The organism is Duganella sp. CF517, from assembly GCF_900110275.1.
Lineage (GTDB): Bacteria > Pseudomonadota > Gammaproteobacteria > Burkholderiales > Burkholderiaceae_D > Rugamonas.
Genome location: NZ_FODC01000007.1, coordinates 52,152 through 72,737, shown reverse-complemented (window position 1 = coordinate 72,737; position 20,586 = coordinate 52,152). Strand labels below are relative to the sequence as shown.

The 20,586-nt window shown below is 64.6% G+C and carries 13 protein-coding genes; 4 read left to right on the top strand and 9 right to left on the bottom strand.

The features are described from left to right. The first annotated feature begins 79 nt into the window (after positions 1-79). From BMX85_RS24275 to BMX85_RS24260, 4 genes are all read left to right on the top strand, one after another. Positions 80-1,768 carry a M14 family zinc carboxypeptidase gene (locus BMX85_RS24275; RefSeq protein WP_090324955.1) on the top strand — a complete coding sequence of 563 codons (1,689 nt, stop codon included), beginning with the start codon at positions 80-82 and terminating at the stop codon, positions 1,766-1,768. A 102-nt stretch (positions 1,769-1,870) separates the two neighbouring features. Next, positions 1,871-4,024, top strand: a complete 2,154-nt coding sequence (locus BMX85_RS24270) for an FUSC family protein (protein WP_090324953.1) — start codon at positions 1,871-1,873, stop codon at positions 4,022-4,024. 18 nt (positions 4,025-4,042) lie between these two features. Further along, positions 4,043-4,960, top strand: a complete 918-nt coding sequence (locus BMX85_RS24265; protein WP_090324950.1) for an EamA family transporter — start codon at positions 4,043-4,045, stop codon at positions 4,958-4,960. 299 nt (positions 4,961-5,259) lie between these two features. Continuing rightward, positions 5,260-5,496 (top strand): hypothetical protein, encoded by a 237-nt coding sequence (locus tag BMX85_RS24260; protein WP_090324947.1) that lies wholly within the window; start codon positions 5,260-5,262, stop codon positions 5,494-5,496. Positions 5,497-5,711: 215 nt separating this feature from the next. Here BMX85_RS24260 and BMX85_RS24255 read toward each other — a convergent pair whose 3' ends face one another. The 9 genes from BMX85_RS24255 to astC form a co-directional block, all read right to left on the bottom strand. Continuing rightward, complete coding sequence (locus BMX85_RS24255) at positions 5,712-7,190, bottom strand: APC family permease (protein ID WP_090324944.1); 1,479 nt, start codon at positions 7,188-7,190, stop codon at positions 5,712-5,714. A 353-nt stretch (positions 7,191-7,543) separates the two neighbouring features. Beyond that, entirely contained in the window at positions 7,544-8,059 is a 516-nt protein-coding gene (locus BMX85_RS24250; protein WP_090324941.1) for an EF-hand domain-containing protein, read from the bottom strand. 110 nt (positions 8,060-8,169) lie between these two features. Then, on the bottom strand, positions 8,170-9,171 hold the full coding sequence (locus tag BMX85_RS24245) for a succinylglutamate desuccinylase (RefSeq protein ID WP_090324939.1): 1,002 nt from the start codon (positions 9,169-9,171) through the stop codon (positions 8,170-8,172). Positions 9,172-9,175: 4 nt separating this feature from the next. After that, on the bottom strand, positions 9,176-13,888 hold the full coding sequence (locus BMX85_RS24240) for an NAD-glutamate dehydrogenase domain-containing protein (RefSeq protein ID WP_090324934.1): 4,713 nt from the start codon (positions 13,886-13,888) through the stop codon (positions 9,176-9,178). Positions 13,889-14,055: 167 nt separating this feature from the next. Next, positions 14,056-15,393 (bottom strand): N-succinylarginine dihydrolase, encoded by a 1,338-nt coding sequence (astB, locus tag BMX85_RS24235; protein ID WP_090324932.1) that lies wholly within the window; start codon positions 15,391-15,393, stop codon positions 14,056-14,058. Positions 15,394-15,402: 9 nt separating this feature from the next. Beyond that, positions 15,403-16,899: a succinylglutamate-semialdehyde dehydrogenase gene (gene astD, locus BMX85_RS24230; protein WP_090324928.1), complete on the bottom strand. Its 1,497-nt coding sequence runs from the start codon at positions 16,897-16,899 to the stop codon at positions 15,403-15,405. Then, positions 16,892-17,962: an arginine N-succinyltransferase gene (gene astA, locus BMX85_RS24225; RefSeq protein ID WP_090324926.1), complete on the bottom strand. Its 1,071-nt coding sequence runs from the start codon at positions 17,960-17,962 to the stop codon at positions 16,892-16,894. Before astA ends, astD begins: the two co-directional genes overlap by 8 nt. A gap of 13 nt (positions 17,963-17,975) precedes the next feature. Further along, the gene (locus BMX85_RS24220) at positions 17,976-19,028 is read right to left on the bottom strand and encodes an arginine N-succinyltransferase (RefSeq protein ID WP_090324924.1); all 1,053 of its coding nucleotides are present in this window, start codon (positions 19,026-19,028) and stop codon (positions 17,976-17,978) included. A 99-nt stretch (positions 19,029-19,127) separates the two neighbouring features. Further along, positions 19,128-20,372: an acetylornithine/succinylornithine family transaminase gene (gene astC, locus BMX85_RS24215; protein ID WP_090324921.1), complete on the bottom strand. Its 1,245-nt coding sequence runs from the start codon at positions 20,370-20,372 to the stop codon at positions 19,128-19,130. Between the last annotated feature and the right edge of the window lie 214 nt (positions 20,373-20,586).

Here is a 20,586-nt window from a genome sequence, read left to right as displayed (position 1 = left end):
TCGCGCCCTCGACAGCTCGCCCGACGCTCACAAGGCGTGGCGCGCCATTTCACATTGTTCCTCTGAGATCCAGACTGCCATGCACCCAGATATGCCGACGCCTTATGAAAAAGGCAATCAAAACCAAACCACCTTGTGGACCGAATGTATCGCGTTCTACGAGGAGCTGGCCCAGCGCTTCCCGCAGGTGCTGCGGTTCGAGCAGATCGGCGTGTCCGACGGCGGCATCCCGGTGCACGCCGGCATCGTCAGCCCGGACGGCGTGTTCGACCGTTCGCAGATCAAGGCCGAGGGCCGCACCGTCTTCTTCAACAACAACGGCATCCACCCCGGCGAACCCGAAGGCGTGGACGCCTGCATGGCCATCGTGCGCGACCTGTGCTACGAGCCGGCCCGCCTGGCGGCGCTGGGCGACGCGGTGCTGCTGTTCGTGCCGCTCTATAACGTCGACGGCGCGCTGAACCGCGCCAACACCTCGCGCGTCAACCAGGACGGCCCCGAGCAGTTCGGCTTCCGCGGCAACAGCCGCCACCTGGACCTGAACCGCGACTTCATCAAGTGCGACACGCTCAACGCCCGCCTGTTCAACCAGCTGGTGACCAGCTGGGACCCGGACGTCATGGTCGACACCCACACGTCGAACGGCGCCGACTATCCGTACACGATGACGCTGATCCACACCCAGGCGGACAAGCTGGGCTACGGCCTCGGCCCCTTCCTGCGCCAGACGATGCTGCCGCACATCTACGCGCAGATGGAAGCGAAGGGCTGGCCCACCTGCCCCTACGTCAACCCCGTCAAGGACAGCCCGGACGACGGCATCGCCGAATTCCTGGAAGTGCCGCGCTTCTCGACCGGCTTCGCGGCCCTGCACCACGTCATCGGCTTCATGCCGGAGACGCACATGCTCAAGCCGTTCAAGGACCGCTACGAATCGATGCGCGCGCTGCTGGACGTGACGATGGCCTTCACCGTCGCCCACGGCGCGCAAATCCGCGCGCTGCGCGCCGACGCCAAGGAGCGGGCGGCCAACGCCAGCGAATGGACCGTCGCCTGGAAAATGGACGAAGCCAATCCGTCGACCTTCCGCTTCAAGGGCTACGCCGCCAAGCGCAGCGCCAGCCTGCTGGGGAACTACCAGCGCCTGTCGTACGATCGCGGCCAGCCTTGGGAAAAGGACATCGCCTACTACAACAGCTTCGTGCCGGCGGCCACCGTGCGCGCGCCGAAAGGCTACATCGTGCCGCAAGCCTGGCGCGAGGCCATCGAGCGCCTGCAGTGGAACGGCGTCGAGATGGCGGCCTTCGACGAAGCGTCGACCATCGAGGCGCAGTACTATCACATCGCCTCCGTGACGTCGCGCCCGCACGCGTACGAAGGCCATATGTACCACGACGCCGTGGAGCTGGAAGCGCGCACCGGCAGCTTCACCGTGCAGCCGGGCGACTGGTTCATCCCGCTCAAACAGGCCAACGCCCGCTACGCCGTCGAAACGCTGGAGCCGCAGGGCCACGACTCCTTCTTCCGCTGGGGCTTCTTCAACAGCGTGCTGGAGAAAAAGGAGAATTTCTCCGACTACGTGTTCGAAGACCTGGCGCTGGATATGCTCGAAACCGAGCCGGAACTGAAAGCCAGGTTCGAAGCGTGGAAGGCCGCCAATCCGGCGCTGCTGTCGGATCAGGAAAAGGTATTGGGCTTCATCTTCGAAAACGGCAAGCGCCACGCCGAGCCGGAATGGCGCCGCTACCCGGTGCTGTCGGTCTTCTGACGACGGCCTGACAATTTAACTTCGCGTTCCCCGTGCGCGCGGCGGCGATCCCGCCGCGCGCACATGAGCATCTGAGCACCCGCTGCCCACAAGGTCACAGCCATGCACTACGCACTCAATCTGCGCACTTTCTTCTACAGCCACTATTTTTATCTTGGGCTGCGCTTCGCCGCGGGCCTGGTCGGCGTCACCGTGATCACCTTGCAGTTCGCCGACATGGCCACCGCCATGACGGTCTGCATCGGCGCCCTGTGCACCGCGCTGATGGACATGCCCAGCCCACTGCGCCACAAGTTCAACGAGATGAGCGCCTCGGTGCTGCTGTGCAGCGCCGTCACCTTGCTCATCAGCCTGTGCGCGCCGCTGCATTGGCTGCTGCTGACGATGCTGGTGATAATCAGCTTCCTCGCCTGCATGATGGTCGTCTACGGCAAAAAGTCGATGCCGCTGCAACTGGCCACGCTGTTCATCATGACCATGTCGATGGAGCACTCGATGACGGTCAAGCAGTCGTTCATCCACACCGGCCTGTTCACCCTGGGCGCGGTGGCATATTTGGCGTACGCGATGGGGATCTCGTGGATACTGCGCCACCGCATCAAGCAGCAGGTGCTGGCCGAGGCGCTGTTCGAACTGGCCGCCTACATCGACATCAAGGCCGACTTCTACGACACCCGCTACAACCTGAACGAGCAATTCAACAAGCTGGTGCGCCATCAGAGCATACTGGCCGACCGCCAGCAAGCCTCGCGCGATCTGATCCTGCGCGCGCACCAGAACAGCAAGGACGCCATCGTCGTCCAGGTCCACGTCTGCATGCTGGACCTGTATGAGCTGATCCTGTCGACCCATACCGACTACGCGCAACTGCGCATGCACCTGGCCGATTCGCCGGTGCTCAAGACGCTGCACGACCTGGCCTACAAGGCCGCGCGCGATATCGAATCGGTGGCCTACGACGTCACCCGCAAGAAGGCCTCGTACGCGGAGATCAGCTACACGCCGGAACTGGACGCCGTGGAAGAGGAACTGGCCGCGATCCAGCGCCGCATCGACGAGGGCAAGCCGCAGCAGGAAGCGCTGGCGGTGCTGCGCGCCCAGCGCAACAAGATCCGCGCCATCATCAAGATGATCGGCGAGCTGCACCAGGCCAGCCAGAAAATCTACGACACCACGCCGTTCTGGGTTGACGCCGACATGGGCCCCTTCCTGTCGCAGCAAAAGTACGAGCTGCGCATGATCCTGTCGCACCTGCGCATGGATTCGCCGATCTTCCGCTTCTCGCTGCGCGTGGCGATGGCGATCTCGGTCGGCCTGGCGGTGGCCGCGTGGCTGCCTTACGCGGCGCACAGCTACTGGATCGTGCTGACCATCGTGATCATCCTCAAGCCCAGTTTCAGCATGACCAAGCAGCGCCGCGGCGACAGGATCATCGGCACCATCATCGGCTGCGTCATCACCGCCGTGATCATCCGCTTCCTGAACCACCCCGCCGCCATCCTCGGCATCCTGGTGCTGGCGACGGTGGCCACGCCCACCTTTATCTACCTGCGCTACCGCTACGCCGCCATCGCGGTCAGCATCATGATCCTGCTGCAAATGCACCTGATCGCGCCGGGGAACGATGACCTGATCATGGAACGCCTGGTCGACACCTTCATCGGCGCGGCGGTGGCGACGGCCTTCAGCTTCGTGCTGGCCAACTGGGAATACCAAACCCTGCCGCGCCTGATCCGCGAGGTGCTGGACGTGAACCTGCGCTACATGCAAGCCAGCTTCGATCTGCTGCAAGGCAAGGGCAAGGACGATTTCGCCTACCGCATCGAGCGCAAACGGTTGATGGACAGCCTGGCCTCGCTCAGCTCCGCGCTGGTGCGCATGCTCGACGAGCCATCGAGCAAGCAGCGCGCGGTGGAGGACATCAACCTGTTCATCGTGCAGAACTACCTGCTGGTGGCGCACGTGGCGGCCTTGCGCTCGATCCTGCGCCGCCATGTGACGGAGCTGCCGAAGGAACCGGTCAACGCCATGCTGGACGAGAGCCACGCCCAGGTGGTCGGCATCCTGTCGCAGGCGCTCGACCGGCACGCGCGCAAACCGCCGGCGCCGGCGTCCGCGCTGGCGCACGCCGCCACCGACACCGCCGCCGTGCCGTGGTCCGGCTGGCCCCTGGTGCAGCGCCGCATCCGCCTGTTGCAGGCCGACGCCGCAAAAATCATCGTCCACAGTGAAGCCATCGTTCGCAACGTGGCCTAACACTGCTAACATGGGGCGATGAGTTCATCGTCCGCCCCGTTCAGCACCCGCGACCTGGCCTCGGCCCTGGCCGTGGTGCTGATCTGGGGCACCAACTTCGTCGCGATGAAGATCGGCCTCAGGGACCTGACGCCGTTCCAGCTGGGCGCGGCCCGCTATTTGTTCGCGGTGCTGCCGCTGATCCTGGTCGTGCGTCCGCCCAAACTCCCCGTCAAATGGATCGTCGCCTATGGCCTGTGCCAGGGTGTCGGCCAGTTCGGACTGCTGTTCCTGTCGCTCAAGGTCGGCATGTCGGCCTCGCTGGCGTCGGTGATCCTGCAGACGCAGGTGTTCTTCACCGCCCTGTTCGGCTTCGTGCTGCTGCGCGAGCGCGCCAGCCGCGCGCTCAAAGGCGGCCTGCTGCTGGCGGCCGTGGGGCTGGTCTGCTTCGGCATGAACTACGTGGAGCCGGGCCACGCCGGCGGCACCACCGCCGGCGGCTTCGTGCTGACATTGATGGCGGCGGCGATGTGGGCCGCCTCCAATATCGTCGTGCGCCGCGCGCAGCAGGCCACGCCGGAGTTCGACGTGGTCGGCTTCATGGTCTGGTGCAGCCTGGTGCCCATCCTGCCGTTCATCGGCCTGTCGCTGGCGTTCGACGATCCGGCCACCCGCTGGCACTGGACCGGCGCGCCGTGGACCACGTGGGCGGCCATCGCCTACCTGGGCTGGATGGCCACCATCCTCGGCTACGCCATGTGGACCCGGCTCCTCAAGCGCCACCCGGTCAACCGGGTGGCGCCGTTCAGCCTGGGCGTGCCGGTGGTCGGCATCAGCGCCGGCATGCTGCTGCTGGGCGACGTCGTCACCGGCTGGCAATGGGCCGGCATCGCGCTGATCGTACTGTCGCTGATGTGCACCATGTTCGGCGGTCGCTGGCTCGACCGCCGCGGCTAAACTGCGTCATTGATTTTTTGACCAGAATCGATATCCAATATCACCAGCCTGAATAGCACGGCACGTTTCGCGGCCCGTCAGCGGTCATTATTGCCATTCGGACATTCAACGTGACCGGGTGCAGCAGTCAGCCCAAAAAAATACACACTATTTTGTTGCCCTTCAGAACCGATGTTTCATAGGGAAAACATCGAGTTATACGGTCTACCTATGGCACGTATCACAAATCAAAATTTTTTTTATTTCTGAATACGGCGCATACTGCACTGCATCAAACGAACATTTAACAGGAGCTTCTCATGAACTCGACTACTTTCAACACTCACACCAACGCCAACTACGCAGGCAATGTCGCCAACGCCGTACGTCAACTGTTCGCTGCGCTGTTTGCCCGGAAGCCAGCCGCTGTTGCAGAAGCGACCACCCAGCGCGCCGATGAAACGATCTGGTGGCTGAGCAGCACCGCAAAGGACGTGGAAGCCCACTCGCCTAACCTGGCTGCCGAACTGCGTTACATCGCAGCCCGTTTCGGTTAATCGCGGTTCACTCAACTACCTCACTACTGGAGAATCACCATGCTGACCATCATCGAAAACCTGCCCGCCGCCATCGCCGTATCCGGTCTCGTCCTGCGCCTGTACCTGGGCTCGAAGCCAACCAAAGACGTAGAATAAGCCGTGCGCGCTGTAGCAAAAAGCCCCGGCCGCTAACGCGGTGCCGGGGCTTTTTAGTTTGTAGCGAACTAGGCGGATTACTTCACCAGATTCAATTTCGAATTGCGCATCCCGTACAGGAAGTACGTGATGACCGCCGCCGACATCCAGATGATAAAGATCGTGTAAGTCGTCAACGACAGACCGAACATCAGATACAGGCAGGCGCTGATGCTCAGGCCCGGCACCACATACGGACCGAACGGCACGCGGAAGCCCTTCACGCCCTTGCCGTTTTCCTTCTTGCGCATCACCGGCACCGCCAGCGACACCACGATGAAGGCTGTCAGCGTGCCCATGCTGACCATGTCCCACAGGAAGGTCGCATCGACAAACCCCGCCACCAGCCCGACGACGATGCAAACGATCAACGTGTTCTGCACCGGCGACGCCGTCTTCGCGCTCACCTTCTGGAACGACTTCGAGATCAGGCCGTCCTTGGAGATGGCGTACAGAATGCGCGTCTGGCCATAAATCGTCACCAGCGTCACGCTGAACACGGAAATCACCGCGCCCGCCGCCAATACCAGCGCCGGCCAGGTTTTGCCGGTGACGTTTTGCAGGATCACCGCGAGGCCGGCTTCCTGGCCGGCGAATTTCGACGCCGGCTGCGCGCCCATCGCCGCCACCGCCACCAACATATAAAACACCGTCACGATCGCCAGCGCCGACAAGATGCCGATCGGTACGTTGCGCTTGGGGTTGCGCACCTCTTCGCCGGCCGTGGCGACCGTGTCCAGGCCGATGAACGAGAAGAACACCGTCGCCGCCGCCGCCGTCACCCCGGCCATGCCGGTGATGTGCACGCCGTTGTCGGGGCTGAAGAACGGGTGGAAGTTGTTGATGTCAAAGCCGGAAAACGCGATGACGATGAAGAAGATCAGGATCGCCAGCTTGATCAGCACCATGATGGCGTTGGTGGTGGCCGATTCCTTGGTGCCGCGTATCAGCAGCAGGCCGCACAACACCACCAGCATGATCGGCGGCAGGTTGACGTGGCCGCCGCGAAGCTCGATGCCGTGCGCGGTCGAGACGATCATCGGCGAGCGCAGCATCTCGGGGATGTGCCAGCCGAAGGCGTTGTTGAGGAAGTTGTTCAGGTAATCGGACCAGCCGATGGCGGTGGCGCTCGCCGCCAGCCCGTATTCGAGCAGCAGGCAGGCGGCCATGATGAAGGCGGCAAATTCGCCGACGGTCGCGTACGCGAACGAGTACGACGAGCCAGACGCCGGAATCCGGAACGACAATTCGGCGTAGCACAGCGCCGTCAGTCCGGCGGTGATGGCGGCGATCAGGAAGGACAGGATGACCGAGGGCCCGGCCTTGGGCACGGCTTCGACCATCGTGAAGAAGATGCCGGTGCCGATGGTGGCGCCGACGCCGATCATCGTCAGCGGGAACAGGCCGATCGAGCGGTGCAGGCCATTGCCGGTAGGCGGGTGCTCGGTTGCTGCGGAGTGAACTGTAGTATCGACCGGCTTGGTACGGGTCAGTTTCTGGACCAGCGTTTGGTTCACAGGCTATCCTTGTGGGAGATGTGTGGGCAAAAAAACTAAGCGATTATAGGGCCTTACGGCTTTACCGCTATAAAGTAATTTGTGCCACTTATACAACTTTATTCGAACTCGCCACACAGCCTGGTTACAGTTGCTTACTTTTGATACAGCGCGACGTATAGATTGGAAACAGGACGCACGCTAATCTTGAGCCAACATTACAGTCTGACAAGAAGGAGCATCCATGCCGGTTCAAAAAATTCCCACCGTCTCGCGCCGTTTTCATCCCGCCATCGGCGCGGCGGTCGCCGTGATCGGCGTCGCCGCCACGATTCTTGCGGTGCTCATCGCCCGCAATTAAAGACTGGACGGGATTACGCGATCTCGTCGATATTGCCGCCGATTTTGCTCGGGTCGGAGGCGCTTTCGGAGGGATGTGAGATGCTGTAGACCAGCTCCTCCTGCTGCGACACGGTGCCGTCTTCGTTGGTGTCGGCCGCCTCGTAGGTTTTGGCCGCGCTGCTGGCGGCGCCAGCCCCACCTGCCCCGCCGCCCGCGCCTTGCGGCTTGCCGCCACCCTGCGCGGCGGGCGCGCCGCCTTCGGCAGGCTTCGGCGGCGCGAAATCGCCGCTCTTGATCGCCGTCTCCAGATCCGTTTTCGTGATCGACCCGGTCTTCTGCTTGTCGATCGCGTCGAACTGCTTGGCCGCGTCGTCGGCCGACACGCCTTTCGACTCAAGGCCGGAAACGAATTCCTCCTTCTTTACCTTGCCATCCTTGTCGGCGTCCATCTCGCCGAAAACCTTGTTGGCAAGGCGTGCCGCCCCTTTCGCAGGGTCGAATGCCGGCGCGCCGGCGCTTGCCGAAATACCGCTGATTGCTGTCGTCATAGTGCTTACTCCATAGTTAAGGACAATGCTGTACCTGTTAACGTACTTAATCGTCCAGCAATGAGAGCGCGGGATGTAAAGGGAGGTAAAGCGGTGTTAAGACGGTAGCGCTAGTCGATCCGCACCACCATCAGGCCCGCCCGCAGGCCGACCCGGACGTCGGGATTGGGAAACACCACCAGTTCCTCCGGATGCTGGACCGTGTAGATGGTGTCGCCATCGCGGGCGATCTCCTCGCCCTGCTTCAGCGCCGTGAAGTTGTGCGTGTCCTTACCGAACGCCATCTGGAACTTGTCGCTCAACTTGATGATCTGGCGCGCCGTGTTGAACACATGCGGCGCCTGTTTCGCTTCGCGCTTGGGCGCGCCGCGCAGCAGGTCGTCCAGCGCCAGCGAGGCGTCGGCGAACTGCGCCAGATCGTTCTGGCCCAAGGTGCCGATGCGCCCCAGTTCCACCGTGGTGCCGGCGGCGCCGTGATGCTCCGCCGAGTAGTAACTGTAAGTGCCGACCGAAGCCGGATTCATGATCACCGCGCCGATGCCGGCAAGGCCCAGCCACTCGATCAGCGCGCGCCGCGTATGCTCGGCGATGATTTCGGGGACGATCGCGAAGGTCGGATACACCGACGGCCGGATGGCCGTGTGCAGATCCAGATGCCAGCGCACCGGTCCCGCGTCGCTGAAGAAGGCCGTGGTGGCGGCGATCATCACGTCGGCACGCGCGGCTTCGGCGGTGCCGGCCAGGGTGCCGCGTTCGGCGCGGAACATGCGGTTCAAGTCGGCGTCGATGAAGCGCCTGCCGGCGCGGATGGCGCTGATGTTACCAACGCAAAGCATCAGGTTGACGGCCAGCGCCCGCGGTTGCCGCGACAAGGCGTCCAGCAGGTAGGCGACCATCTCGATCGGTCCGGTCTCGTCGCCATGCACGCCGACGGAGATCAGCATCGCCGGACGATCACCCGCCCCCTTGATGGTCAGGATGCCGTCGGCCGGCTGCGTGACCGCGAAACCGGCCGCCGAAAAGCGCTGCGCGACGGCGCTGAAATCCGCTTCGGCGAGCGCACGCACCGCCTCCGGCAAGGCTGTCGGCAAAGTGTCGATACGCTCGCTCATACGCTTACACCACCAGCGTCGTGTTGCCGGAGTTGGTCGCCTCGGACAGCGCCCACACGTCCAGCATCGCCTGTTCCAGGTCGGTCGGCACCGCGTAACCGGTCAGGCCCAGCGTGTTGGCGACCAGCTCGACCGCCTCCACGCCGGAGTGGCTGCCGGTGGCATGCAGCAGCACCTGCGACAGCAGGCGTTGCTGCGTGCGGCGCAGCGCGTTCTGCGCATAGCTGCGCAGCTGTTCCTGCGAACGGCTGGTGGCCGGCAGCTTCAGGCCGCGTTCCAGCGTGTCGATGCCGACTTGCGCGCGCAGCGCCAGGCCGACTTGCAGGAAGGCCGGCAAATCCATGCCGGCCGGACGCGTGACCGACAGCGCCGCGAACACAAACGCCGCCACCGATTCGATCGCGTCGACAGCCTTCCAGGCGGCGACGAATTCCGGACGCAGGCCGGCGGTCAGTTCGGCGTCGGACTGGCCGTCGTCGGAACTCAGGTGGGCCAAGGTCTCCGGCTTGGCGAACAGGCGGGTCAACTCGGCCACGCCGTCCTTCAGCTGGTCGGCTGGCACGGTCAGCGCGCCTTCGATGACGGCCTTCTGCAGCACGCGGGTGCGGCCATCGACCTTGATCGAGACGGCGCGCGGCACTTTCAGCGCGTCGGCGTCCAGGGTCGAGAAGACCGGCGCCAGGTTCAGCGCCGACCAAGCCTGGCCCCACGCCAGGATCACGTCCGCTTCGTCGACGCCATGTTCGCCGGCCAGCTGGCGCAGCATCAGCGGACCGCAACGGTTGACCGATTCGTTGGCCAGCACGGTGGCCAGGATGGCGTTGGCCAGCGGGTGCGCCAGCGCCGGACGGGTCGCCACCAGCAAATCAGGGAAGTACGGCTTGAGCACCGACTCGGCCCAGCTGTTTTCCGTCAGCGGCAGCGCCGACAGGATGCGCTTGTAGCGGTTCTTGACGTTGGCGATGACGACCGCCAGTTCCGGCGTCGTCAAACCGCGGCCGTCGGACTTGCGGCGCGCCAGTTCGGCCACCGATGGCAGCTGTTCCAGATCGCGCGACAGCGCGCCCTCTTCTTCCAGGAAGGCGATCAGCGAGGCGTAACCGTCTTGCACGGCGGCGTCGGTCTGCGCCTGCGCTTCGCGCACCAACAACTGCGTTTGCAGCGTATTGTCGCGCAGGACCAGGCGCTCGATGTCGGCGGTCATGTCGTTCAGGGTGCGGTTGCGGTCGGCCTCGGTCAGCAGGCCGGCGTTCATTTCCACGTCCAGCCACATTTTCGCGTTCACTTCGTGGTCGGAGCAATCCACGCCGGCCGAGTTGTCGATCGCATCGGTGAAGATGCGGCCGCCGGCCAGCGCGAATTCGATACGCCCCGCTTGCGTCGCGCCCAGGTTGCCGCCCTCGGCGACGACCTTGCAGCGCAGCTGGTTGCCGTCGACGCGGATGTTGTCGTTGGCGCGGTCCTTGACCTGCGCGTGCGATTCGGTCGACGCCTTGATGTAGGTGCCGATACCGCCGTTGTAGAACAGGTCGACCGGCGCCTTCAGGATGCGGTGCATCAGTTCTTCCGGCGGCAGCGAGGTTTCCTCGATGTCCAGCGCGGCGCGGATCTGCGGCGACAGCTCGATCGTGCGCGAGGTGCGTGGATAAACGCCACCGCCGGCCGAGATCAGCTCCTTGTTGTAGTCGTCCCACGAGGAGCGCGGCAACGCGAACATGCGCTCACGCTCGACGAAGGATTTTTCCATGTCCGGCGTCGGATCGAGGAAGATGTGGCGGTGGTCGAACGCGGCGATGATCTGCAGTTTGCGCGACAGCAGCGCGCCGTTGCCGAACACGTCGCCCGACATGTCGCCCACGCCGACCATCGTTACCGGCGTGGCGTGGATGTCGTGGTCCATTTCGTAGAAGTGGCGCTTGACGGCTTCGAACGCGCCCTTGGCGGTGATGCCCATCTTCTTGTGATCGTAGCCGTTCGAGCCGCCCGACGCGAAGGCGTCGCCCAGCCAGAAGCCGCGCTGCACGGCGATGCCGTTGGCGATGTCGGAGAAGGTCGCGGTGCCTTTGTCGGCCGCCACCACCAGATACGGGTCGTCGCTGTCGTAGCAGACGGTGTCCGCCGGCGGCACGATTTTGCCCAGCACGCGGTTGTCGGTCATTTCCAGCAGGCTGGCGATGAACAGGCGGTAGACCGCTTCGCCTTCGGCGGCGATGGTCTCGCGCACGGCGTCCTTCGGCATCTGCTTGCAGACGAAGCCGCCCTTGGCGCCGGCCGGCACGATGACGGCGTTCTTCACCATCTGCGCCTTCACCAGGCCGAGGACTTCGGTGCGGTAGTCTTCCATGCGGTCCGACCAGCGCAAGCCGCCACGGGCGACCGGGCCGCCGCGCAGGTGCACGCCTTCGAAGCGGCGCGAGAACACGAAGATCTCGCGGAACGGACGCGGTTCCGGCACCAGCGACAGATTGCTGGTATCGAACTTGAAGATGATCTTGTCGCCCTTTTGATTGTTCTGGAAGTAGTTGGTGCGCAGGGTCGCGGTCATCAAATCGGTCAGGGCGCCCAGCACTTCCTCGCTGTCGGCGTGGTTGATCGACGGCAGGCGGCCCTTGATGGCGGCCAGCGACTCCAGCGCGGCGTCGCGGGTGGCCTGGTCCAGCGCGGGATTGAAGCGCTGCAGGAAGGCGTCCACCAGCTGCTTGACGATGGCCGGCTGCTTGCGCAAGGTCTCGGCGATGTAGCGCACCGAGAACTGGGTGCCGGTCTGGCGCCAGTAGCTCATATAGGCGCGCACCAGTTGCACCTGGCGCAGGCTCAAGCCGCCTTCGATGACCAGCCCATTCAGGCGGCCGTCTTCGGCTTCGTTGTTGAACAGCGACGCGAACAGCTCCTGCGCGACCGGAATCACTTCCGGCTTGGCCAGGCTGGCGGCGCTGGCTTCATCGACCGACAGGCTGGTGACGAAGTGGCGCTTGCCGTCCATGCGGATCGAGTGCGCCTGTTCGCGGTCGATGGCCACGCCGGCGTTGTGCAACGCCGGCAGGATGGTCGACAGCGACGGCACGCGGTCCACCGAATACAGGCGGATGGTGGTGGCGTCGGCCGCCGCGTCCACGCGCACGTCGACGCGCGACGGATCGGTGTTCTGCAAAATGGTTTGCAGGTCGTAGAAGGCGGCGACCGGCGGCGTCGAGGCGACATAATCGGTCGGCAGCGTGGCGCACATCTTGCGCAGGTGGGCGCGCATCGGCACGTTCGACACGGCGTCGGCCAGTTTCGAGAAGCTGTCGTGCCAGCCGTCCAGCACCGCCGTCAGCGGCTGCTGGATGTCGGTTTCCAGATCCAGCGGATAGCGCGCGCCGTGCGCGATCAGGTAGACGCGGGCCAGCGGGCCGTCGGCCACCAGGGTTTGCGAGCTGACGTGGTGGGCGCCGGAGCTCGCTTGCAGCGCCTTGGCCAACGCGGAGGCGACGCTCGCGCTGTAACGCTCGCGCGGCAGGTACACCAGCACGTTCAGGTGGCGCGCGTAAACGTCGCGGCGGGCGAACACCTTGGTGCGCGGCTGCTTGTACAGCGAGACGACCGCGCCGCACACTTCGGCCAGCCATTCCGGCTCCGCTTCCAGCGCCTCGGTGCGTGGCAGCGATTCGAGGATCTCGATGAATTTCTCGGCGCGGAAGCCTTCCTGGCGCACGCCGGCGATGCTCAGCACCTTGGCGATGCGGCCGCGCGCGAACGGCAGGCGGTTCAGCGGCGTGGCCGTGGCGGCGCGGGTGAACAGGCCGACGAAGCAGTATTCGCCGAGGATCGCGCCTTGCGGGTCGGTGTGGCGGATGCCGATGAAGTCCAGCGCCTGGTCGCGGTGCAAGGTGCCTTCGACGTCGGCCTTGACGATCGACAGCGTGTGCGCGCGTTTCGACAGCGTGTCGAAGTCGCCCGGGATGTTGGCCAGGCAGGTGCCGTAGACCGGGTGCGCGGTGTCCTGCAATACGCCGATGCGGCTTGGGATGTCGCGTTCCAGCTCGCGCACGCCCGGCTTGACTTGATAGTAGGCGTAGCCGAACGGCTCGAAGCCTTCGGTGCGCGCCCATTCCAGGAAGGCGGCGACTTCCTTGCCCTCTTCGCCGTTGGCGGCGGCTTCGGCGCCGATGCGGCTGAAGTGTTCCTGCATCGCGGCTTTGTCGCGGCGGACCACGGCGGCGTCGCGCGAAACCATCTCGACGCGGTCGACCAGCATGCCCAGTTCCGCGTCCGACAGGTCGTCGGCCAGCAGGCACAGGACGTAGGACTCGAGTTTGTCGCCGGATTGGCCAACCGCGGTGACCACGCCTTCGCCGTTGCGGGCGACCGGCAGCACCGAGTTCAATACGCCGTTGGCGACGATGCGCAGCTTGCGCATGGCCATGACGATGGAATCGACCAGGTAGGGCATGTCGTCGTTGAGGATCAGCAGCGCGGTGGCCATGCCGCCGCGGCCATCTTCGTAGCGCAGCTTGGCGATCTGCGCGCCGCTGCCGGAGCGCTTGGAGGCTTGCGTGAAACCGTCCCACAAAACCGGCGCCAGGCTACCGGGCACGGTGCCGCTCAGGTCTTCGTCGTCCAGTGAACCGAGCCAGGCGCTGATCAGCGCCGGGACCTGGCTGGTTTCGCTGGCGGGCTTGCTGGCGTTGATCAAATCCAGCGTCTGAGCGCGCAGGTCTTGTGGCATTTGTTTCATCTTTGCTTCTCCAATACGTTATGAGTATTTTATGTTGCAGGACGCCGCGCCGGCTTATGGCTAGGCGGCGAAGGGTCGGGCGATACGGGCACTATTAAACCAGATTGGGGCGAAATAGTGCATTACAAATCGAATCAATGGAGCACGGTTACCCGGGCGTCTCGATTTCAAAAATCGTAGAGGTTCGGCAGTCCAAGAATCCGGCTCAAATCCTCCAGCGCGGTGTGCACTTCGATCGCCAGCGCCGGATCGGCCAGGTCGGACGGATCGAGGCGGTCGCGGTAGTGCTTCTCCACCCACGCCACCAGCGTGTGGTACAGCGCCTCGGTCATCACCACGCCTTGATGCATGGCTGCCGCCTCGGCATCGGTCAGCGCCACGCGCAGGCGCAGGCACGCCGGCCCGCCGCCATTGCGCATCGACTGGCGCAGATCGAAGTGAATCAGCTCGTCGATCGCATTCCCGCTGGCGACCAGCCCTTGCAGATACGCGGCGACGGCGGCGTTCTCCTCGCACTCCTGCGGGATCACCAGCGCCATCTTGCCGTTGTCCTTGGACAGCAGCTGGCTGTTAAACAGATAGCTGGCCACCGCGTCGGCCACCGACACCGCGCCGGTATCGACGCGAATCGCGTTCAACTCCGCGCCCACGCCCGCCATCGCGCGGCGCAGCGTATCGAGGCTGCCCGCTTCGTCGGCGAACGCCTGGTCGTGATAGAACAGCACATTGCCGTTGCCGACCGCAATGACGTCGTTGTGGAACACGCCCTGGTCGATCACGTCCGGGTTCTGCTGGATGTAGACGGTGCGCTCCGCCGACAGGCCGTGCAGGCGCGCGACGGCCTGCGAAGCCTCCAGCGTTTGACGCGCCGGATACTTCCTCGGCGCCGACGCCGACGCGTCGAACTCGGTGCGTCCGTAGACGAACATCTCGACCGCCGCGCTGCCGTGGTCCTTGCACAGGCGGGTGTGGTTGGCCGCGCCCTCGTCGCCGAAAGCCGGCGTGCCGGGCAGCGCTTCGTGCACCGCGAAGTGGTCGATATCGTGGAAGATGGCGCGCAGGCTGCGCGCCGACTGCTCGTGCTCGAAGGCGCGGTGCAGCTTGTTGTTCAAATTGGCGGCGGTGAAATGCGTGCGGCCGTCGGCACTATCGGCGGACGGGCTGACCGTCGCCGCGTTGGCGGTCCACATCGGCGAGGCCGAATACGCGCACGCCAGGATCACCGGCGCTTCCCTGGCAGCTTTCGCCAGCACGTCGGCGTCGCTGCCGGTGAAGCCGATGCTGCGCAGCAGCCGGAAGTTGGGCCGGTCCTGCGGCGGCAGCAAGGCCTGGCCGAAACCGCGCGCGGCCAGCGCCCGCATCTTGGCCAATCCCTGCAACGCCGCCAGCTTGGGATTGGACGCGCTCTTGACGTTGCTGAACGACGCCACATTACCGAACGACAAACCGGCGTAGTTATGCGATGGACCTACCAGGCCGTCGAAGTTGAATTCGCGTGCGCGCATTTCAGATCCTTAGAAGTGCATGCCGGGCGAAAGCTTCGCAGGCATTTCAAGTACATTGTTTTCGATCGACGCCACCGGGTAGGCGCAGTAGTCGGCCGCGTAGTAGGCGCTCGGACGGTGGTTGCCGGACTGGCCGACGCCGCCGAACGGCGCGGTGCTGGCGGCGCCGGTGGTCGGACGGTTCCAGTTGACGATGCCGGCGCGCGCGCGCACCTGGAAAATCTTCCACAGGTTCTCGTCGTTCGAGATCAGCGCCGACGCCAGGCCGAAGGCGGTGGCGTTGGCGGCCGTGATGGCGCTGTCGAAATCGGCCACGCGGATCACCTGCAGCAAAGGACCGAACCACTCTTCATCCGGAATGTCCTGGGCGGCGGTGACATCGACGATGCCGGCCGAGACAAAGCCGCTGGCGGCGTCCAGATGGCGCATCTCCAGCAACAGCTTGCCGCCCTTGGACACCATGTCCTCCTGCGCCTGCACCAGGCGTTTGGCCACCACCGACGAAACCACGGGCCCCATGAACGGCGCCGGTTCGGCATTGGAGGCGCCGATGGTCAGGCGGCTGGCCACGTCGACCAGGCGCGCGACGATCGCGTCGCCCGCCGCGCCGGCCGGCAGGATCAGGCGGCGCGCGCAGGTGCAGCGCTGGCCGGCGGAGATGAAGGCCGACGAAATCGCCATGAAGACGGCGGCGTCGATGTCCTTCACGTCCCAGATCACCAGCGGATTGTTACCGCCCATTTCGAGCGCCAGCATTTTGCCCGGCTGGCCGCCGAACTGCTTGTGCAGCGCGGAGCCGGTCTGGCAGCTGCCGGTGAACAGCACGCCGTCGAGCAGCGGGTTCTGGCCCAGCGCCACGCCGGTATCACGGCCGCCGTTGACCAGGTTGATCACGCCTTTCGGCACGCCTGCCTGCTCCCACAGCTGCACGGTCTTGATGGCGGTGCGCGGCGCGTATTCGCTCGGCTTGAACACCACCGTGTTCCCGGCGATCAGCGCCGGCACGATATGGCCGTTCGGCAGGTGGCCGGGGAAGTTATACGGACCGAACACGCCGAACACGCCGTGCGGACGATGGCGCAGCACCGCCTCGCCGTCGGCGACCTTGTTGTGCGACTCGCCGGTGCGCGCGCCGTACGACTGCACCGAGATATCGATCTTGTTGGCCATCGTCGCCACTTCGGTGCGCGCTTCCCACAACGGCTTGCCGACTTCCTCGGAGATCAGCAGCGCCAGCGCCTCCGCGTCCTGCTTGAGCAGATCGCGGAAGCGGGTGCAGACGGCGATGCGCTCCTCGAGCGGCGTCAGGGCCCAGGTTTCGAAGGCTTCGCGCGCGGCGGCGCAGGCTTGCGCCACGTCTTGCGGCATCGATTCATTGCTGGCCCAGGTCTGCTGGCCGTTCGATGGATCGAAGGTCGACAGTTCGGCGCCGCTGCCCGGCAGCCATTCGCCGTTGATGAAGTTACTGAGTGCGGTGTTCGATGCGTTGGGCGATGCGTTAAACATGGGGATTCTTCCTCAAATTGAGAGTCAGGGTGCGGACAGTGTCGCCGGCCTTGCAGCACAGCGCTTCCTGCTCCGCGACGGGCAGCTCCAGGGCGCCGTTGACGGGCACCGACTGCGACAGGATCATGCGGAAATCGCTCAGCGTGGTGTTCGACACCAACATCGGCTCGTCGGCCGGCGAAGTTGACGACAACTCGGGCGCGCACGCCGACGCCAGGTCGGAGACGGCGCCGATTTCGGCCAGGGTGCTGTCGCGCATGGCGCGCAGCTCGGACACGCGCGCCTGCAGCACCGGGCCGGCGTCGAAGATGTCGACGTAGCCTTCGAAGTACAGTCCTTCCTGCTCCAGCAGGCGGCGCGCCGGCACGGTCGACGTGTGCACCTTGCCGATCACCTGTTGCGCGTCCTCCGGCAGATAGGCCACGTACAGCGGCTGGCGCGGCATCAATTCGGCGATGAAGGACTTCTTGCCCACGGCGGTCAAATCGTCGACATGGTCGAAGTCCATCTTGAAGAAGTGGCGTCCCAGCCCTTCGTAGAACGGCGAACGTCCGCCCGCCTCCTGGTAGCCGCGCATTTCGGCGATCAGCTTTTCGGTGAACAGGTGCGGGAACTGGGCGATGAACAGGAAGCGGCTCTTCGACAGCAGTTTGCCGTTGTTGCCGGTGCGGTAGTCAGGGTGCAGGAACAGCGAACACAGTTCGGTGCTGCCGGTCAGGTCGTTCGACAGGTACAGCGTTTCCATGCGGGTGAACACATCGAGTTCGCGGCTCGAATGGACCAGGGTGCCGATGCGGTAGTTGTAAAACGGTTCGTTCAGGCCGACCGCGCCCTTGATCGCGCACACGCCGGCCAGGCGGCCCGTGTCGGTATCCTCCATGACGAACATGTAGTCGCGCTTTTCGGGCGGGATGGTCTCGGCGAACGAGGCGACGGCGATCGCCAGGCGGTCGCCCATCATCTTCATGTCCGGCTTGAGGGTGGTCATGCCGCTGCCGACCTGCGTGGCCATCACGTACAGGGCGTCGAGGTCGTCGGCTTTGATTGCGCGTACTACTAGCATAGGTTGTCCACTCTTAGATTCTGACGCAGATGACGGTGTCGCCGTCGGCGACTTGCAGCGCTTCCAGCACATCGGCCGGCAGCGCGGCGGTGACTTGCGATTCCAGCGCGGCGCAATGGGTGATCACGGCGCGGAAGTTATGCTCGGCGCCGGACGACACCGCGTAGCGCAGCTGCGGTTCGCGGCCGCGGTCGCGCGATTCCGGCGCGGTGCTGACGCGGCGCTGCAGCGCGCCGCTGAAGGTGCGCAGCGAATTCTTGTGCGCCTGCAGGATCGGGCCGCCGTCGAAGATGTCGATGTAGTCGTCGGCTTCGAAGCCTTCGGCCGTCAGCAGGTTGAACGCCAGCTCGCCCGACGGATGGATCTGGCCCATGGCCGCCTGCGCGTCGCCGGGCAGCAGCGGCACGTAGACCGGATAGTGCGGCATCAGCTCGACGATCAGGGTGCGGTTGCGGGCGCCGCCGATCACGCGTTCGGCGTCGAGGAAATCCATCTGGAAAAATTTGCGTCCCAGCGCATCCCAGAACGGCGAGCCGCCGTCGTCGTCGGTCACGCCGGCCAGCGGCACGAAGAAGCGGTCGGAGAAGCGGTGCGGCGCCAGCACGGCGAACATCAGCCGCGCGCGCGACAGCAGCGCCGCTTCCGGCGTACCGTATTCGCGCTCGCCGACATAAAAACTGGACAGCTGCGAGTAGCCGGTCAATTCGGAACACAGCGTCAGCGCGTGCACGCTGTGGCTGATGTTCAGATCGCGCGACACCTGCTGGATCACGTCGTTGCGGAACGAGAAATAGGTGCCGTTGGAACCGGCGGCGGCGAAGATCGCGGCGGTGCCGACGATGGTTTTATCGGCCAACGACTCGTCGCCCAACGACTCCAGCACCAGCAGATACGCCTCTTCGCTGGGGATATCCACGTGGGCGGCGAACGACGCGATCGAACGCTCGATCATGGCGAGGATCTTCTCGCGCGTCTTCGGCAGGGTATGCACTCCCGGCATGGGCACCGCCGCCAGTGCTTCGAGGGCAGCGATATCCGCAAGTTCGACCGGACGGACTACATACATGGGAACTCCTTCGGTAATTCAACGCAAGCGACCCGGCGCATCGGAATGCGCCGGGTCCCAAATGAAAAGCGGCGGAACCAGGTCCGCCGCAGGTGCTTCTTAGGCTGCGGCGATCATGCCGTCCAGCGACAGGCGCAGGATGCGATCGACTTCGGCGATCTGCGCGTCCGAGACGATCAGCGCCGGCGCCAGGCGCACCACGTCCATGCCCGCGATCAGCACCATCAGGCCATTGCCTTCGGCGGCCTTCTGGATATCCTTCGAGCGGCCTTTCCAGGCGTCGGTGACGACCATGCCCAGCAACAGGCCGGCGCCGCGCACTTGCGCGAACACTTGCGGGTAGTCGGCGATCAGCTTTTCCATCGTGCCGCGCAGCTTGGCGCCGGCTTCCTTCACCCGCGCCAGGAAGGCCGGCTGGTTGATCGTCTCGAGCACCGTCAGCGCCACGGTCGCCGCCAGCGGGTTGCCGCCGTAGGTGGTGCCGTGCGAGCCGACGCCCAGCGTCTTGGCCAGTTCGTGGGTGGTCAGCATGGCGCCGATCGGATAGCCGTTGCCCAGCGCCTTGGCCGACGTCAGCACGTCCGGCGTGATCCCGTAGGTCATGTAGTGGAACAGGTCACCGGTACGGCCCATGCCGCATTGGACTTCGTCGAAGATCAGCAGCGCGCCGGTCTTGGTGCACAGGTCGCGCAGCTCCTGCAGGTAGGCCTTGTCGGCCGGGACCACGCCGCCCTCGCCTTGCAGCGGTTCGACGATCACGGCGCAGACGTCGTCACCGATGGCGGCGCGCGCCGCTTCGATATCGTTATAGACGATGTGGTCGATCGACGGCGGCAGCGGCTCGAAGCCTTCGGTGTACTTCGACTGCCCGCCGACCGACACGGTGAACAAGGTGCGGCCGTGGAACGACTGGTAGCACGAGATGATGCGCGATTTGTGCGCGCCGAATTTGCTGTGCGCGTATTTGCGCGCCAGCTTCAGCGCCGCCTCGTTGGCTTCGGCGCCGGAGTTGCAGAAGAACGCGCGGTCGGCGAAGGTCGCTTCGGTCAGCGCGGTACCCAGGCGCAGCACCGGCTCGTTGGTGTAGCCGTTACCGAGGTGCCACAGGGTGTTGGCCTGGCGGGTCAGCGCCTCGACCACGACCGGGTTGCAGTGGCCCAGCGAGGCCACGGCGATGCCGGACGTGAAGTCCAGATAGTGTTTGCCATTCTGGTCCCACAGATCCAGGCCAGCGCCTCGGACCGGAACCATCGCTGCGGGTGCGTAGGTAGGCACCAGGACTTCATCAAAAGTCTGACGAGTCACAGGACGGGTCGTTACGGTCGTATCTAGCTTGGCGTTCATGGCATTCCCTATCAATGTTTAGTGGGGCGACCAGCAGAAATCCGCTGACGTTGCACCATTATAGGCAGGACCGCAAAACCCTTCTTTCGGATACGCGACAGGCATTTTCAAATTCGTCACGCCGCCGAGGCCGCGCCATAGGGCAGGCGGCCGTATTTTGTTGACATCGCGACACCACACGTGTTATTTTTCTTTTAACACTATGGGAGCGCTT